Annotated in this window: 14 protein-coding genes and 2 pseudogenes; 5 read left to right on the plus strand and 11 right to left on the minus strand. The window is 56.3% G+C overall.

Annotated features, from left to right (window positions below):
* Positions 1 to 6 precede the first annotated feature (6 nt).
* The 11 genes from galU to BLU11_RS09535 all read right to left on the minus strand — a co-directional run bounded on the left by galU (position 7) and on the right by BLU11_RS09535 (position 10,340).
* Positions 7 to 888, minus strand: coding sequence for a UTP--glucose-1-phosphate uridylyltransferase GalU (gene galU / locus BLU11_RS09485; protein WP_172828685.1), 882 nt, complete (start codon positions 886 to 888; stop codon positions 7 to 9).
* Between the two features lie 89 nt (positions 889 to 977).
* Positions 978 to 1,292 (minus strand): nucleotidyltransferase domain-containing protein, encoded by a 315-nt coding sequence (locus BLU11_RS09490; protein ID WP_090273113.1) that lies wholly within the window; start codon positions 1,290 to 1,292, stop codon positions 978 to 980.
* The gene (locus BLU11_RS09495) at positions 1,289 to 1,708 is read right to left on the minus strand and encodes a nucleotidyltransferase substrate binding protein (protein WP_090273114.1); all 420 of its coding nucleotides are present in this window, start codon (positions 1,706 to 1,708) and stop codon (positions 1,289 to 1,291) included. Before BLU11_RS09495 ends, BLU11_RS09490 begins: the two co-directional genes overlap by 4 nt.
* Before the next feature lie 64 nt (positions 1,709 to 1,772).
* Positions 1,773 to 3,557 (minus strand): asparagine synthase-related protein, encoded by a 1,785-nt coding sequence (locus BLU11_RS09500; RefSeq protein ID WP_197674267.1) that lies wholly within the window; start codon positions 3,555 to 3,557, stop codon positions 1,773 to 1,775.
* Positions 3,554 to 4,852: a lipopolysaccharide biosynthesis protein gene (locus BLU11_RS09505; protein ID WP_197674268.1), complete on the minus strand. Its 1,299-nt coding sequence runs from the start codon at positions 4,850 to 4,852 to the stop codon at positions 3,554 to 3,556. The genes BLU11_RS09500 and BLU11_RS09505 overlap by 4 nt, the downstream gene beginning before the upstream one ends.
* Before the next feature lie 157 nt (positions 4,853 to 5,009).
* The gene (locus BLU11_RS09510) at positions 5,010 to 5,288 is read right to left on the minus strand and encodes a type II toxin-antitoxin system RelE/ParE family toxin (protein WP_090273116.1); all 279 of its coding nucleotides are present in this window, start codon (positions 5,286 to 5,288) and stop codon (positions 5,010 to 5,012) included.
* Positions 5,285 to 5,518 (minus strand): ParD-like family protein, encoded by a 234-nt coding sequence (locus BLU11_RS09515; protein ID WP_090273117.1) that lies wholly within the window; start codon positions 5,516 to 5,518, stop codon positions 5,285 to 5,287. The genes BLU11_RS09510 and BLU11_RS09515 overlap by 4 nt, the downstream gene beginning before the upstream one ends.
* Before the next feature lie 60 nt (positions 5,519 to 5,578).
* Positions 5,579 to 6,181, minus strand: a complete 603-nt coding sequence (locus tag BLU11_RS09520) for an esterase/lipase family protein (RefSeq protein WP_090273118.1) — start codon at positions 6,179 to 6,181, stop codon at positions 5,579 to 5,581.
* 903 nt (positions 6,182 to 7,084) lie between these two features.
* Positions 7,085 to 7,516, minus strand: a complete 432-nt coding sequence (locus tag BLU11_RS09525; protein ID WP_090276391.1) for a helix-turn-helix domain-containing protein — start codon at positions 7,514 to 7,516, stop codon at positions 7,085 to 7,087.
* Positions 7,513 to 8,829, minus strand: a complete 1,317-nt coding sequence (locus tag BLU11_RS09530; protein ID WP_090276389.1) for a HipA domain-containing protein — start codon at positions 8,827 to 8,829, stop codon at positions 7,513 to 7,515. Before BLU11_RS09530 ends, BLU11_RS09525 begins: the two co-directional genes overlap by 4 nt.
* 173 nt (positions 8,830 to 9,002) lie before the next feature.
* Positions 9,003 to 10,340, minus strand: coding sequence for an esterase/lipase family protein (locus tag BLU11_RS09535; RefSeq protein WP_090273119.1), 1,338 nt, complete (start codon positions 10,338 to 10,340; stop codon positions 9,003 to 9,005).
* 438 nt (positions 10,341 to 10,778) lie between these two features.
* On the opposite strand from BLU11_RS09535, the gene BLU11_RS09540 reads away from it, so the two are divergent.
* From BLU11_RS09540 to BLU11_RS09560, 5 genes and pseudogenes are all read left to right on the plus strand, one after another.
* A protein-coding gene (locus BLU11_RS09540; RefSeq protein ID WP_407920234.1) for an IS3 family transposase occupies positions 10,779 to 12,334 on the plus strand; the annotation gives its coding sequence in 2 pieces (ribosomal slippage) (positions 10,779 to 11,232 and positions 11,232 to 12,334; 1,557 coding nt in all).
* A 36-nt stretch (positions 12,335 to 12,370) separates the two neighbouring features.
* Positions 12,371 to 13,182, plus strand: a pseudogene (locus tag BLU11_RS09545) (IS3 family transposase); the annotation flags it as partial.
* A gap of 84 nt (positions 13,183 to 13,266) precedes the next feature.
* Complete coding sequence (gene tnpB / locus BLU11_RS09550) at positions 13,267 to 13,626, plus strand: IS66 family insertion sequence element accessory protein TnpB (RefSeq protein WP_231702300.1); 360 nt, start codon at positions 13,267 to 13,269, stop codon at positions 13,624 to 13,626.
* 19 nt (positions 13,627 to 13,645) lie between these two features.
* Positions 13,646 to 15,184, plus strand: a complete 1,539-nt coding sequence (gene tnpC, locus BLU11_RS09555) for an IS66 family transposase (protein WP_090273121.1) — start codon at positions 13,646 to 13,648, stop codon at positions 15,182 to 15,184.
* 32 nt (positions 15,185 to 15,216) lie between these two features.
* A pseudogene (locus BLU11_RS09560) lies at positions 15,217 to 15,504 on the plus strand (IS3 family transposase); the annotation flags it as partial.
* Positions 15,505 to 15,562 lie beyond the last annotated feature (58 nt).

Below are 15,562 nucleotides of genomic sequence, written 5' to 3' on the forward strand. Positions count from 1 at the left end.
CAATCCTCAGCCCTGATAGCGCGTCAACAACGCACGGAAGTCCGCACCCAGCTGCGGATGCTGCAGACCATAGGCCAGCGTCGCTTCCAGATAGCCCAGCTTGCTGCCGCAGTCATAGGAGCGCCCTGCGATGTGCCAGGCTTCTACGCCCTCGTTCTTCATCAACTCGGCAATCGCATCGGTCAACTGGATCTCGCCACCGGCACCCGGCGCCGTATTGGCCAGCAGATCAAAAATACCCGCGGGCAACACATAACGCCCGACAATCGCCAGGTTCGACGGTGCTTCATCACGCGGCGGCTTCTCTACCACGCGCGTCATGCGAGCATGCCCCGCCGGCTGCAGATCAGCACCGTTCAGGTCGACCACACCATATTGGTGCACCAACTCATTGGGCACCGGCTCGACCATGATCTGCGCCTGGCCGGTCTCGGCAAAGCGCTGGGTCATCAAACCCAGATCAACAGCTCCACCGGCCTGCTCCACCAACACATCCGGCAGCATCACCGCAAAAGGCGCATCGCCGACCACTGGCCGCGCGCAGTACACCGCGTGTCCCAGCCCCAGCGCTCGGCCCTGGCGTACCGCGGTCACCTTCAGCTGAGGCGGCGCGATATCACGCAGCACCTGCAGCAGCTCATGCTTGCCGCGCCGTTCCAGTTCCGCCTCCAGTTCATAATTCACATCAAAGTGGTCCTCGATGGCCTTCTTGCTGGAATGCGTCACCAACACAATTTCATTGATCCCTGCGGCCAGCGCCTCTTCCACAACATATTGGATCACCGGCTTGTCCACCACCGTGACCATCTCCTTGGGAATCGCCTTACTGGCAGGCAGAAAACGTGTACCCAACCCGGCAACTGGCAAAACGGCTTTAGTGACCTTCACGGTAACTCCTGAATATTTAACGAATTTCAGAATTTGAGAAAGCGCAGCGGGGAAAGAGTTCATAGAAAGTCGTGCGCCGAGCTCTACTCTTACGTCTGACTATAAAAAGGCACCCCTACCCTTTCGATATGTTCAACAAGGGATGCATTATCAATCAGGTGCAGCAACGATAAGTCAACCGACCATGGCAGCAGCAGGTCGTCGATCTGGTTTTCAATAGCCAATAACGCCGACAGATCCAGCGTTTTCCCCTGTATCGTCAGATCAATATCCGAACCAGGTCGAAAATTTCCCTTTGCACGAGACCCGTATAAAACCACCGCCTCAATCTGCGGCCATTGACTGAAAAGCTCACAGAGCCGTTCCACGGCATATGCGGGTAGGCCATACAACTTCGATGTCATATTTGCTCCGCCCTGACCTGCATGTCGGATTCAAACTGAGCAAATAAATCATGATAGCGACCGAGAATCTTGTCTGTAATCTCGTTGGCCACCGATTCGTTGTAGGTATGGGCCGACTGATTACGACTCTTGATCATTTCCATCCACCCCTCACCATCAGCAATCAGCCCGCTTTTGAAGGCGGTACGAATGGCATCCCTGGAGCCAGTGATGGCTGGGTCCCCCTGATAAAGGAAATAATCTTTCATCACGTTCCAAGCCAATTCGAATACGAATTCAAACGCCTGAATCAGCCCTTGTTTTTCCAAGTCAGTCAGCTCACGTGACTGCGCCAGCTCCACTGCGCTGACCAGTCGAGAGCGTGCACGCTTGTAATTGGCCAGGCGCTGCACCCAGCGAATATCTGGATTGGTCATTAGTTATTCCTTAATTAATGCAAAGCGACCCACAATATAGCAAGAACTTATCCTCTTTCCTCCATCAGGGTGCAGTGTCACCGATCCTCTCATCCCGCCCCACAACACCAAACCCCATCTGCATCATATTCAGATACGGCGAGACATTGCTCTCCTCGCTCTTGCGCTCAAGGAGCCGCTCAAACCTATGAAACTGCGCATCCAGACCAAACAACCCCTGGCGGATATATCGTTCCTCGGCGGCCTCCCATTCAGGCGTGCGCATCGTGGCCAGCCAATCGGCCCACGGACCCTGATTGCCTTTAACCGGGCCGATACGCTCGGCAATATCTCGATATGACCATACCCCGAACTGCAATGGACTATTTACCCAGAAAGGAAAGTAAGGCAAACGACCATCAGCATGAAAAGTGAACTTGCTCGGCTTCAGCCAGGGTTTGGCAGTGCGGTTGAATAAGCGCCGATTCAACTTCCAGCTGGTGGGCACGGCGGCAGCGGTTTTCACCACACAGTGGGACATGAAAGGCTCGTAACTGCGGAAAAGGCGGCGCGTACTGAAGAAGTTGGGAATAGCAAAACGCATGGTCGCAGGCCAGAGCACAAACCATTCATGCGCCGTGATCGGCCGAAACCGGGCAACCGCCTGGTAATGTTGGCGCCGACGCTCGGTGATCTCCACCAACACACTCTCAGGCACCGCATCGTGCACCACCGTCTGCGTGCGAGTCTCACCGTCCAACCCAAACTCCGGCAAGAACGGAAACCGCACCGTCCCCCTGAGCTTGCGCGCGAAGCAGCCCTTCAACAAGGAGTCAGCTAGATAACCACCAAACACCGCCGGGTATCGCTGCAGATCGCAGGTTCTATGGAAACCCAGGCTATGCGCATGCGTATATTGATGCCCAGCCCCGATCAGGGTTGCCGCCTCCGGCAGAATGCTCAGGTAATGCTCGACAGTACGATATTGCGGATGGAAGCTCGCGCCATACACATCCGCCACCTGCGCCGCCAGCTTGCCCTCGCGGTTCATCTGATCAAGAAAGATGTAGGCATCCCGTTTCAGACGACCCGGCAACAGCCCCGACAACGCCCGCGAATCTTCGCCACCACTGATGAACTGCGCCACCTCATCCATACTCTCGGTGACCCTGCCGACATACTCCTCCATGCCCTGCCTGAGGTCCTGCGCAGCAGCATTCAAGGATGGGAACCCCTGGGTCTCTTCTGGCAGCCAGTAGTTGTACTCTCTCCTGCCACCCGCACCGTGCGTCGTCACTGTCCCCGGCGCCCCTTGCAACACGCCCTCATACAGGGTGTGCGGATAGGTCACCACATTGTGCAGAATGAAATCGGTTATCGACACAGTGTCGTAACGCCCGGCAAGCCCAGCGACGGCGGCCACCGCGTCCACATGGGTACCAAACACCAGGCTGTCATCACCTGCCGCCTCATACACCGGGATGAACCCCATCAGGTCGGTCACATACTGGATTTCAGCCGTCTGTTTATCGATCAGGATGACGGCAAAGGGGCCGCTGAGGTCGTTCTCCCAGTCCATGTCCCCCGACAGCCAACGCTGATAGATAGCCCGCGTCGCCTCGCACGACGGCCCCGCCGAGAGAAAATGATTGTCCCGAAAATACAGCACCGGCCCGCCGACAACGGCCATGACATGCCGGTCTGTCTCCAAGGAATCAAAGCCTCGATAATGCCCCTTGCTGACAGCAAGCGTGCCCCACGCGCCCTGATAGGTGATTACCTCTGGCGCGTCAGCCAGGTAAATAGCCTGAATGGCGCGCGCCAGCTCAACGGACTGATCCAGATGGCGGGTAAACAGAAAATCGCTCATTGATCCGTCAGCCGTTCCGCGTCCATTTTCCTCGCCATGATGAGCGTTTTGCCTATCAGATAGAGATTAAGACCTGCACCAACCGCAGAAAATAGCGCAACAGCGATCTGATCATCATTGAACAGCTTGAACCCCACGTATAACGCAGCAGCCCGCAGCCCCAAGCTCACGATCTCGTAAACCAGAAAGAACCCCTGTTTACCCAAGGTAGCGATAGCCGCCACACTGGGGCGATTCACGAAAGCAAAAAACAGCCATAACGCCAGCCACTGCGCATAGGTGCCAGCGGTGAGCCACTCAGCGCCAAACACCAACCCGAACAACCAAGGCCCAAACAGAACCACCAAGCCGAAGGGCAACACACCCGCCGCAGCCAATGCCAGGCTGGCCTTCAACAGCAGCGTGAACAGATTCTCCCGGTGTCGGGCAGCCTCGGTAATGCGCGGATAAAACACATCAAACACCGCCTGGCCTATCAGGCTGCTCGGCATTGCCATGACCAGCCGCCCCAGAGAATACAGCCCTGCCGCTGCCGGCCCGAAAAGGCTGGCCAGCATCAGCACCGGCAAGGCCTGCGACGCAGCATTGATAACGATCTGCGGCGCTCTGTATAAAGGAAAATCCCGATAGCGTCTGGCGAGCGTCTTGAGATCCGCAGCCTCGTCCCGGCCAGCAGTCAGCGGCAAGCTACCCCTGCTGATGCCAGTCCAGATCAGAAGCGCATGCAAACCACTGCCCAGCGTCGCCAGCATCACCAGCGACCCGCCGGCCGGATAAAACCAGCCCGCGGTCACCTTGGCGCCGTTCAGAATCAACGCCTGCAACACAGCGGCCCGGGCAGTTACCTGGAATTGCTTGGTTCTGATGACCCATTGCTGGCAGACCTGCATCAAGACGATCAACACCAGGGCAATGGGGAGCAACCATAAATACGCCTGAATAGCCTCCAGCCCCAAGGCCTGGGTCACCTCAGCACCAAACAGCACCAACAGCGCCGCAATCAGCAATGCCATGACCACAGAAAGAAGCATGCTGAGCCTGGCAAGCCCCACGGCATCGGCGTGCTTGTCCGGCAACACCATGGCGATCGGATAACTCAACGCCGCCAGTGGCGTCAGCACCGCCAAGGTAGCGGTAAAGGTGCCGAACAGGCCGAAAGCTTCAGGCCCATACAGCCGAGTGATGACCGGCGTAAAAGCCAGACTGATCGCCTGAGCCCCCGCAGCGCCGCTGGCAACGATGGCGACGTTTCGCAGAAAGCGGCTTCGGGACAATGTTCTGATTCGCTGAAGCAAGGACGCACCCGAAGATAAAATGTGGAACCGAACCGAGATGAGAACGGCTTCGGGTCATTCTACTTATTTCAGGAAGTCTTGCTCAGGCACACCCCAAACGTTCGCGAACCGTTATGAGAAACACAGCAACCGGGACGGGTGACAGCCCCAGACAACTTTAACGCTTCAAATCTCGGTAGAAGTTCTCATGAGGGCCAACAGCTTCCAGATAGACCAAGCGAACACCGTCATCACGACTGTAGCCCAGCAAGTAAAGCTGGCCGAGACAGCGGAATTTATAGACCCACAGCTCGCTGAGATCGCCCTTCTTCTGTTCGCCAACATCTGGATCCCGTGCTACGACTTCAACTGCGGTATCTATTTCGGTGGCGATGTTGTTATGCAGCTTCTTATAAGCGCGGGCAAAGCGTCGAGTCTGGCGAACCTCCCAGCTCATGTATTGACTGCGGAGCGAGGAACGAAGGCTGTGCTGTCTTCATGTGGCTCGGCCATACTCATCAGGCTTTCGGCGATAAAGGACGCCGGCAAGTCCGGGTTATCGAGCGCGGCACGACCCACTTTGGCCCAAAACTCCACTTGGCCTTGCACAGTGCGAAACTCCGCCTTGGCTGCAATGCGTGCATCACTGACCAAGCCTTCATCAATACGTACGGATATGGTGCTCATCACAACCTCCCACAAACTGAATTACCACAATTGTAGTCACGCGCCTATCTGTGGTCAAATTCAGCTCGACATCCTCCCCGCCCCCAGCAACCGAAACACCTTATCCGTCTGCATCCGCTTGATCTGCATATCGACCAGCACCGTACACAGCACCCGCCCCGGCCCATACCAGGGCTCATCGGCAAAACGATCACGCAATGCCAACTGCCAGGAGAACGGACTGTCCAGCTCCAATCCCTTGAGAATATGCGTACCGGTATGAAAACGCCGATCACTCTTGAACCCCTTCACCACCCGCCCAACAAAAGAGCGTCCCTTATGCGCCAACGGCGAGCCGAAGTTAGCCGGCGCCAACATCAGCAAGCGTTTCAGGGGATTGGTAGAGGGTGTGAAGAAAGTGGTCATCCAATAACGCACAACCAGCGCGCCAGTGCTGTGCACGATCACATCAACACTACGCGGGTCGGTAGGCAACTGCTCACTTTTCCAGGCCCGATTCAGCGCATGGATAAGATCATCAAAGGTGATGTCGTCATCCAGGGAAACGTAATCCCCCAAGCGAACATGCCTGACGTCCGGGATGATCCCCTCAGCCGCCAGATACTTACCCAACCGGGTGAAAGATCGGTGCGTATCACTCCATCCATGAACAATGACCAACATAAGCAACTCCCTGCTCTGAGCGATACACCCAGTATTCCCAGAACAGGGAGCAAGGCAAGGATAGGGCCGGGCCGATGCGCTAAAGTGTGATCGCGTACTCGCCAGCGACCAGGCTGCACGACACCTGAAGGGACGCAGAGCGTCCCGGCAGGCACTCCCACGCGGGAGCGTGGGAGCCGATAACCATCCAGTAAATAGAGCGGGTGTGCTGCTGCATGAGCCAGTGTGGCCAGTTGCCGATGATAAATGCCGGTGGCTTCCAGCGCGATTCTTGAGCCCTGCGGCAACGACTTCAACCAGCGTTTAATAGCGCTGGGGGAGTTGCTGATCGCGTCGATCTGAGGGGAGTCACTGCGAGCGATCACCAGCTCAGCCTTGCTGACATCGATACCCACCAGGATAGGGTCAACAGGTTTTGTCATGGCGCGTCCTCCAAGCTAAAGTAGTCTTTGACTTGTCAGGGCTCACCAGACGCTGGCTTGCAACGTATCGTCGGTCCGAGCGGCTTGGCTCTGCCGATGGATTCTCTATTGGCGTTTATGGTGAGGGTGGGGCGAAATCTCCCACAGTCCGTACCGAAAGGTCGGAAAACGATTGAGCCCCTCCACCCTGACAGGTCCCATTTTGGACCTGCAGGAAAACCATACAAACGATCGGGTGGGGGCTTGGTTTTCTGGGTCTGGTTAGGAGCCCCCGCTCCATGTCCGATGGCTCTCACGCTCTGCGTGGTAGCCGCGCCCTGGACGCTCCTGCGTCCGACCTAGCAGCTTGCAGACGTTGAGACCGGAACACGAGCATTCCACCAGGCAATTACCCACGCTGGAAAGTGGAAACGATCTGGGGCTGCGGACCCGCTCTGTGCCTGCTGGTTTTAGCTGGCCTTCCGGCCCACGTGGGCGCACCTTAGCTGGCCGTCCCACCGTCTGCCTCGCTTTTCTTTGCAGCCTTGAACGACTTGCCAGACGCAGGCCTGTGCCTAGCCATCCCTTTAGGCTTAGCCCCTCTTGAGATGGCACATTCAGAGACGCTGCTGTCTTTAACAGCACTGGTAAGTATTCTGTTCGAACGCATCGCCCCCATGATCCCCATTCGCAAGCCAAACTTGCGCAATATCGAATCGACAGTACTTAGAGTCGGGTTCCCTTTGTCTGTCTCCAACTGATACAGCGCTCTGATGGACATACCGCACATCTGGGCAAAGGTTTCCTGATCGAAACCAGTGACCTCCAAACGAAGCCTACGAATGGCCATGCCAAGGGTTAATTCACCGTCAGTGTGCATCCGAATGATTTCTTCAATCAGTTGCTTACGTTCCTCTCCTGTCATGGCTTTCATAGCAATCCCCATAGTTCAAAGCTCGATTCCAGATTATTTACTGGAATCGCCTTTGACTGGCGAACATCCAGAGGCATATCTACGAGTAAATCCGGCAGTGCTCTGAACTCCTCAGCGGCGTCACGGATACGTTCATACAGATCATCTGGGGCATACCACTCCGGGAAGCAGGCACAGATCTCACGCCACATTGGACTCCCTTTTCTTTCGGCTTCCCATTTCGTTGCCCTGGTTACCCCTTCTGCATCCAGAACCATCGGGGCCAAATCATAAATCGGGGCCAGATCAAACCGCCCCCTGTACCGAAATATGGATGTATTGCGACCGTGATTGTCACTGTTGCCAAGGATTCGGTTAAGCAGGTCTCGGCGTATGTATTCAAAGATAAGCTCTTGAACCTCACCGGCTTGTCCGCTTGAGCACCACAACTCGATCAGCTTCGACAGCACAACCTCATGCTTGAGTCTCGACCCAGGCTCCGTGTTACCAAGTAAGGAGTAGACCGATTCAACCGCGACACGCTCGACGCTTTCGCCATCCACTATGCGGTCAAAGCGTGGCATCCAAAGACTGGGCTTTTCAGCTTCTTCCAGACTCAAACCATTAGCCGAAACGGTATTCAGACCCAGGCTCGAGACGGCTTTGTAGTAATGATACTCCGCACGAAGAATATTCTTGTCGTTCTCCGTCACCTTATTCCGAGCAAATTTAACCAGCGAGTGTGATTGCACCAGAGAATCATCAAGCATGGCATCTGCGTAAAACATCCCGTCCCGCCCCTCGGCCAGCAAAAGCTTAGGTGCCTCACCCTGAGCCCCCGTCGCGCCGCCCAGCGCAGCCCCAGCCTCATAGGCATACTCAAGAAAGTCATTGGTGCGCTCTACAACTTCCTGACGAGCAAAGGCTTCAGCCCCTGTGTTCTCCAGAGCTTCCACGGATTCCTTGACACGCAGATTCCCGATAGGCGATGGCGTACATCTGCCCAGCAGAAACAGATCAAGATCCGTTTCTGGCGGTTTTTCATCAATGAATCGCTTGAGCAGCGACTTTTTTGCATGACCTGCAGGAATGATATCCAGAACGAAAGCAGGGAAGCCTTTGGTATCCTCAGGACTCCAGTTGACAGGCAGGTTAACGCTGACGGCATGATCAAAAACGCTATCTATCACCTCATAAAAGTCATAAAGATACGTCGTCTTGTACGAGGTCGTAATGCGAGTGCTCGCAACTGCTTGCGTATCCGATATGCTCAGATCCAGAGCGTCGTGCCATTCGCCGTTTATAAAGGTTTGTATGGTTAGCGCTTCGTACATTGCAGCAAGCTCACTCGGCATTAAGATGCTGAAAACTCTAGACCATGCACACCTAATCGGCAATATAAATCTTAAAACAAGCTTCATATCGCACAAATTCGGCATTTAAATACCGAAACCGCAACCTCCTCAGTTCAGAGCATGAGCCTGCACTCGATACTTGATGGCAAACCTCATAACCCCACTCCCAACAACCGAAACACCTTATCCGTCTGCATCCGCTTGATCTGCATATCGATCAACACCGTCCTGTCTGGCTTGAACAACTCCATCAACCGCTCCGGGGTGAGTTTTATGCTGCCGATATCGTCATAGCCCACAGTCGAGTACCCCACCGTCCCGGTCTCGCGCACATCCGGCATGGCCGTCACGCTGACGAACAGGGGAATCCCCGCTGACATCACCCGGTCGCGCAGCAGCGTGGTATTGAACAACAGGCTGCGATAGGCCGGGTTATCACCGTAGGCATGGGTCTTATCGAAGATATCCTCCTGGATCACCCCGGTCAGGCGGTTATCCAGCCGCTTTTCATCACGGCTCTTGGCGAACATCTCCCAGAAATAGTCAGGCACGAACGCCTGGGTATCATCCATCAAGCGCACCACCGTGTTCTGATACCCCTGGGTATGGGTTTTGCCAGCGCCCTCTTCCCGCGCCGCTGCCGAAAACACCTTCAGCCTCGCCACAAATGCCGGAAATTCCTCATCCGTCATCTGCAGCGCCTCTCTCACAAAACCCAGCACCGCCGCATTCTTCGGACCACGATCCTTGAATGCCAGGGTGCTGTGGTTGTCTCCGGGAATACGCGCAAAGGCCGTCTCGCCTGCCGACGCCACCAACGCCAACCGGGGGTTGTCCGGGTCAGAGGCAAAGTCGAAGCGGATCAACAAGGGATTCAGATCAGCCGTGGACACCCGCACCGTACCGTCGGTGCCGTTCTCATTGGCCGCAGCAGAAATCCCCGAATACCCAGCCGTCCCGACCAGCACCGTACAAAGCACCCGCCCCGGCCCATACCAGGGGTCATCGGCAAAGCGATCACGCAGCGCCAACTGCCAGGAAAAGGGACTGGCCAGCTCAAGCCCCTTGAGAATATGCGTACCGGTATGAAAGCGCCGATCACTCTTGAAACCCTTGACCACCCGCCCAACAAAAGAGCGCCCCTTATGCGCCAACGGCGAGCCGAAGTTAGCCGGCGCCAACATCAGCAAGCGTTTCAGGGGATTGGTAGAGGGTGTGAAGAAAGTGGTCATCCAATAACGCACAACCAGCGCGCCAGTGCTGTGCACGATCACATCAACGCTACGCGGAGCGGTAGGCAGCTGCTCGCTTTCCCAGGCCCGATTCAGCGCGTGGATAAGGTCATCAAAGGTGATGTCGTCATCCAGGGAAACGTAATCCCCCAAGCGAACATGCCTGACGTCCGGGATGATCCCCTCAGCCGCCAGATACTTACCCAACCGGGTGAAAGATCGGTGCGTATCACTCCATCCATGAATAATGACCAACATAAGCAACTCCCTGCTCTGAGCAATACACCCAGTATTCCCAGAACAGGGAGCAAGGCAAGGATAGGGCCGGGCCGATGCGCTAAAGTGTGATCGCGTACTCGCCAGCGACACCCGACTGCTTCTCGGGGTGTAGCGCGCCCGAGACTGTGAAAGTATTTCCTCGCCTTCGCTCATGAACCCATAAGACGGAATAGGGGCTGTTACCTGCTATTGAGTCACCTGTAGGTGCCAGCGCCCTTCTGAGGGATGAATCGCCCCTAGTTTCGTAGACACCTCCAGGCCTTATAATCAAGGCACCCAGGAGGTTCAAATGAGCAACCCACGCTACACTGAAGAATTCAAAATTGAAGCCGTCAAACAGGTGGCTGACAGACCCCCTCTGGCAGGATAGTTGTCACCCTCCCGTTTTCACCAGATGGGCGGTAAAGGAAACCCATAGTGGCCCGTTATTCCCATGAGCGCAAAGAAGCCGTGCTGAGCAAACTACTGCCGCCCTACAACCTGACCGTGGCGGAGCTGGCCCGTCAGGAAGGCATCTCCGAGCCGACCCTTTATAATTGGCGTAATCAAGCCAAGTCAGAAGGACGCCCCGTGCCAGGACGTAAAGCCAAGTCAGAGCAGTGGTCAGCTGAAGCCAAGCTGGCGACCGTCATTGAAACCGCAGCATTCTCCGAGGCGGAGCTCAGTGAGTATTGCCGTGAAAAAGGCCTGTATCCCGATCAGGTACAGCGCTGGAAAGCCGAGTCTCTGCAAGGTTTCCAGCGCAGTGCGGAGCAGGAGAAAGCCCTGCGCCAACAGGCCCGCAGTGATCGTCAGGAGATCAAGCAGCTGCAGCGCGAGCTACGCCACAAGGAGAAGGCCTTGGCTGAGACAGCCGCCTTGCTGGTGCTGCGAAAAAAGCTCAATGCGCTCTGGGACAACGACAGCAACGAGGGCGAATGACCTCTTCCGCAGAGCGCAAAGCCATCATCACGCTGATCCGGCAAGCCAATGCCGACGGTGCTCGCCTGATCACAGCCTGCGCGGAAGCGGGTATTTGCCTACGCACCTATCGGCGCTGGTATCGTGACGGTGCTGTGCAGCAGGACAAGCGCCCCACTGCGATCAAACCGGCACCGGCCAACAAACTCGCTGCCGAGGAGCGAACGGGTATCATCGAGCTGTGTAACAGCCCAGCATACAGCCGGTTACCGCCCAGTCAGATCGTCCCTGACTTGCTGGATAAAGGAACCTATGTGGCATCGGAGTCGACCTTCTACCGCGTGCTGAGAGCTGCCGGGCAACTACATCACCGTGGCCATAGCCTGGCGCCTCAGCGCCGACGAGAGCCGTCTACACATCAGGCCGATGGACCCTGTGAAGTCTGGTGCTGGGATATTACCTACTGCCCTTCGACGGTGCGTGGGCAGTTTTATTACCTGTACCTGTTCGAGGATCTGTACAGCCGCAAGATCGTGGGTTACGAAGTGTATGAAGCAGAGAGCGGTGAACATGCTGCACAGCTGTTACAGCGATGCCTGTTGCGTGAGCAATGCCTGCACCAGCCGTTGGTTCTGCACTCGGACAATGGCGCGCCAATGAAGGCTCAGACCATGAAGGCCAAGCTGGAGGAGCTGGGCGTGCTGCCATCCTACAGCCGTCCTCGGGTCAGCAATGACAATGCCTTCATCGAATCCCTGTTCCGAGTGCTGAAATACCGCCCGCAATGGCCCTCATCCGGCTTTGCTTCGCTGAGTGAAGCTCGGGTCTGGGTAGAGCGGTTCGTGATCTGGTACAACACCGAGCACCGCCACAGCAAACTCAACTTCGTTACGCCACAGCAACGTCATGACGGTGAAGATGCCGCGCTGCTGGCTCAACGCAAAACGGTGCTGGAACAAGCGAAGCAGAGCAACCCATCACGCTGGGGCACACGCTCGGTCAGGAATTGCGACCCGGCTGGACCGGTGACGCTGAACCCAGAGAAAGAGGCTGACATGCAGCAAGCAGCTTAAGATGAAAGCAGTGACAACTACCTTGATAAACACCGCAGAGGCCATTCTGTTGCCGAAGTAGCCGCCCGATTGGGCGTGTCAGGACACAGCCTTTATCAGTGGATCAAACGCTACTCCAAGCCCACTGAGCGGCGGCAACAGGACGATGAGCTTCAGGCCGAGATTCGTCGACTGAAGTCCGAGCTGAAACGTGTATCGGAAGAGCGAGATATATTAAAAAAGGCCACCGCGTACTTCGCCAGAGAGTCCGATTGAGGTACGCGTTTATCCAGAGCCAAGTGGACCTTTACCCCGTGCGACGCCTGTGCAAGATGATGGCCGTGCATCCCAGCGGTTACTATGCGTGGTGTCGCGACAAGCTGTCTGATCGTGCTCGGGAAGACCAGCGCCTGCTGGGCCAGATTAAACATTCATGGCTTGAGAGCGGCGGTGTGTATGGCTATCGCAAAATTCATCTGGATCTTCGTGAAGCTGGTGAGACTTGCGGCAAGCACAGGGTAGCCCGTCTCATGCGCTGCGAGGGGTTGCGCTCCCAGACTGGTTATCGCCGCCGCCCTGGTCATTACAGTGGCAAGCCTGCTGTGGTTTCACCCAATCACTTGGATCGCCAATTCGATGTAGCGGCGCCCAACGTTGCCTGGGTGACCGATATCACTTACATCCGCACTTACGAAGGTTGGCTGTATTTGTCCGTGGTTATCGACCTGTTCTCTCGTCAGGTCGTCGGCTGGTCGATGAAGCCGCGCATGACGTCTGACTTGGCGCTAGACGCGCTGTTAGCCGCAGTGTGGCGTCGCAAACCGCAAGGATGTGTCATGGTTCATTCGGACCAAGGTAGTCAGTTTAGTGTAAGCGCTCCATAAACTCCACCTACACTCCGGATTCTACCCACGCCATGCTGCGCTCCCGTATTTTCTCTGGAGATTGTCAGCATGATGCGCCCCGGTGCCAAAGTTAAGAAAGTCTACCTGTACCCCAAGCCGGTGGATTTCAGAAAATCCATCGACGGCCTGTCAGCCCTGGTCGAGCTGGATATCAAGGCGGCGGTGTTCGACCCGGTGCTGTTTGTGTTTCTCAACCGAGCACGCAACCGGGTCAAGATATTGTATTGGGAGCGCAATGGCTTCTGCCTGTGGCTCAAGCGTCTGGAAGCAGAACGCTTCAAGGCACCACCTGATATCCGCGATGATGCCATTGAGCTGACTGCCAAAGAACTGAACCGGCTGCTGGACGGTTTTGACCTGTGGGGTAATCGCCCGCATAAGGTGTTGAGGCCGCGTTATGTAGCCTGACGCTGGTATAATCCATGGCATGATTTTACCTTCCGAATCCCTGCCGAATGATCCCACTATGCTCAAGCAAATGCTGCTTGAGGCACTGGCTGGCCGGCAGCTGGATCAGAATACAATCCAGCAGTTACAGGAAGAAAATACGCTCTTGCGTCAGCGCCTGTTCGGGCGCAAGTCTGAACAAAGCGCCGATCCGAACTCCCCGCAACTGGGTATGTTCAACGAGGCTGAAACCCTGGCCGATGAAACACCGGCCGCAGAAGACGAAGAAACCGTTGCGCCCACGCCAGTGAAGAAGCGCGGCAAGCGCAAACCACTACCGGCGGCGCTGCCGCGGGTCGAGATCGTACATGAGCTGCCCGAGCACGAACTGACCTGCGAGTGTGGCTGCCGCAAGCAGACCATCGGTGAAGAAACCAGCGAACAGCTGGAGATCATCCCGATGCAAATCCGAGTGATCAAGCACGTCCGCAAGGTCTACGCCTGCAAGGGTTGTGAAACGGCGCCGGTCACGGCCGACAAGCCGGCGCAATTGATTGAGAAAAGCATGGCCAGCCCCAGCGTGCTGGCCATGCTGCTGACCACCAAGTATGTCGACGGCGTTCCGCTGCACCGCTTCGAGACAGTACTCAACCGCCATGGCATCGAACTGTCCCGGCAAACCTTGGCGCGCTGGGTGATCCAGAGCAGTGAACACCTGCAACCGGTGGTCAACCTGATGCGCGACCAGCTGCTGGCCAGCCCGCTGATCCACTGCGATGAAACCCGCCTGCAAGTCCTGAAAGAGCCGGACCGTGATCCGAGCAGCCAATCCTGGATGTGGGTCCAAACGGGCGGGCCGCCCGATCATCCGGTGGTGCTATTTGATTACACGTCCAGCCGTGCGCAGGATGTACCGTTGCGCCTGCTGGAAGGCTATCAGGGCTACCTGATGACCGATGACTACGCAGGCTATAACGCTGTGGCTGCGCAGCCCGGCATAGAACGACTGGGCTGTTGGGCGCATGCCCGACGCAAGTTCATCGAAGCACAAAAAACGCAGCCCAAAGGCAAGACCGGGCGTGCCGAGATGGCACTGAACCTGATCAACAAGTTGTACGGCATCGAGCGTGAAGGCAAGGACACAAACGATGAGCAACGCCTGCTGCTGCGTCAGCAGAAAAGTGAGCCGGTACTAGCTCAGCTGAAAGCCTGGCTGGACAAGACCCACGGACAGGTTACGCCACAAAGTGCACTGGGCAAGGCCGTTGGTTACCTGGCCAACAACTGGAGCAAGCTGATCCGCTACACCGAAGCTGGATACTTACCCATAGATAACAACCCAGCTGAGCGAGCCATCCGCCCGTTCGTCATCGGGCGCAAGAACTGGCTGTTCAGCGATACGCCCAAGGGCGCCCATGCTAGTGCACTGATCTACAGTCTGGTTGAAACGGCCAAGGCCAATGGACAGGAACCCTATGCCTGGTTGCGGTATGTGCTGGAGCGGCTGCCATTGGTCAACAGTGCAGAAGACCTGGAAGCGCTGCTACCTTGGAACTGCGGGTCGATCGCTATTTACTGATTGGCTGCAAGGTGGGGTTTATGGAGCGCATACAGTTTAGTAGCGGGGACTGGCAGAGTTTCCTGAAGGCGAATCACCTGGTGGGCAGCATGAGCCGCCGCGGAAACTGTCATGACAACGCCGTCGCTGAAAGCTTCTTTCAGTTACTCAAACGGGAGCGAATCAAGCGGCAGATCTATCCGACACGCGAGGCCGCAAGGCAAGACGTGTTCAATTACATTGAGATGTTTTATAACCCAAGGCGTCGGCACGGCACGAGTGGTGACCTGTCACCGGTCGAGTTCGAAAAGCGTCACTACCAGAGCCTGGCGAGTGTCTAGAATACTGGGGGCTATTCAATCCAGCATGGCGGTCAACTCGTCAAGACGGTATGCGCCG

Origin of the sequence: Halopseudomonas litoralis (genome assembly GCF_900105005.1) — a bacterium.
Taxonomy (GTDB): Bacteria; Pseudomonadota; Gammaproteobacteria; order Pseudomonadales; family Pseudomonadaceae; genus Halopseudomonas; species Halopseudomonas litoralis.

Coding starts and splice junctions, on each gene's coding strand:
- BLU11_RS09525 (WP_090276391.1), bottom strand. CDS start 7,516: ATGAAAGCCATGACAGGAGAGGAACGTAAGCAACTGATTGAAGAAATC.
- tnpC (WP_090273121.1), top strand. CDS start 13,646: ATGATTTTACCTTCCGAATCCCTGCCGAATGATCCCACTATGCTCAAG.
- BLU11_RS09515 (WP_090273117.1), bottom strand. CDS start 5,518: ATGAGCACCATATCCGTACGTATTGATGAAGGCTTGGTCAGTGATGCA.
- tnpB (WP_231702300.1), top strand. CDS start 13,267: ATGATGCGCCCCGGTGCCAAAGTTAAGAAAGTCTACCTGTACCCCAAG.
- BLU11_RS09520 (WP_090273118.1), bottom strand. CDS start 6,181: ATGTTGGTCATTGTTCATGGATGGAGTGATACGCACCGATCTTTCACC.
- BLU11_RS09510 (WP_090273116.1), bottom strand. CDS start 5,288: ATGAGCTGGGAGGTTCGCCAGACTCGACGCTTTGCCCGCGCTTATAAG.
- BLU11_RS09535 (WP_090273119.1), bottom strand. CDS start 10,340: ATGTTGGTCATTATTCATGGATGGAGTGATACGCACCGATCTTTCACC.
- BLU11_RS09500 (WP_197674267.1), bottom strand. CDS start 3,557: ATGAGCGATTTTCTGTTTACCCGCCATCTGGATCAGTCCGTTGAGCTG.
- BLU11_RS09490 (WP_090273113.1), bottom strand. CDS start 1,292: ATGACATCGAAGTTGTATGGCCTACCCGCATATGCCGTGGAACGGCTC.
- BLU11_RS09495 (WP_090273114.1), bottom strand. CDS start 1,708: ATGACCAATCCAGATATTCGCTGGGTGCAGCGCCTGGCCAATTACAAG.
- BLU11_RS09530 (WP_090276389.1), bottom strand. CDS start 8,829: ATGTACGAAGCGCTAACCATACAAACCTTTATAAACGGCGAATGGCAC.